The sequence below is a fragment of the Mesorhizobium sp. A623 genome (assembly GCF_054489405.1).
Window position 1 is genome coordinate 1 of the sequence record NZ_JBTMXB010000144.1, and the last position, 611, is coordinate 611.

The 611-nt window shown below is 56.5% G+C and carries 1 protein-coding gene; it reads left to right on the forward strand.

Annotated elements, in window-relative coordinates; all coding sequences use genetic code 11:
• Nucleotides 1-477: 477 nt before the first annotated feature.
• A partial coding sequence (locus ACX3P1_RS28320; RefSeq protein WP_459083155.1) for a helix-turn-helix domain-containing protein occupies nucleotides 478-611 on the forward strand: 134 nt, incomplete at its 3' end.

Here is a 611-nt window from a genome sequence, read left to right on the forward strand (position 1 = left end):
GACATCCGCACAAGAATTTTCAATCAGGTTAGTCGCCAAGAGCCGAAGAGTCTCGAATAACCGCCGTAGACAATAGCTGTGGCAGTCCCCATCGCCTCGATTCGCAGTTCTCCCACCTCCGCTTAATGACATAGCGCGTGAGCAGTTCTGTTTTGGGGCGCGGGGTGGCGGTTGTTTCATGACAATTGCGCAGAGCGCACGGAGCCAATGCTGATCGGTGTTGTGCGCGAGGTAGGCACGAATTGTCAGTCGCTCTCTGCCGTGACGCACCGGTTCGGAGGCCTTATGGGCGTCGCTGGCTGGCCATTGTCACCTTGCCCGTCCACGAAGGTGGAAAGGATGAGGACGAAATGTCGGAGTGAAAAACTCATACCCAGTGGGATGACGATGTCCGATCTCAAATGGCATGATTGATGTTCTAGACATCAGTGTAGGCATTTGGTACTGTCCAATAGACGCTTTGGATAGGAGTAGCCAATGATTACTGCCGCGCAAGTGCGGGCTGCCCGCGCGCTCTTGGGAATCGATCAGCGCCAGCTCGCGGAACTGGCCGGTGTGTCGGTGCCGACCATCCAGCGCATGGAAAGCAGCGATGGCAACGTACGCGGCGT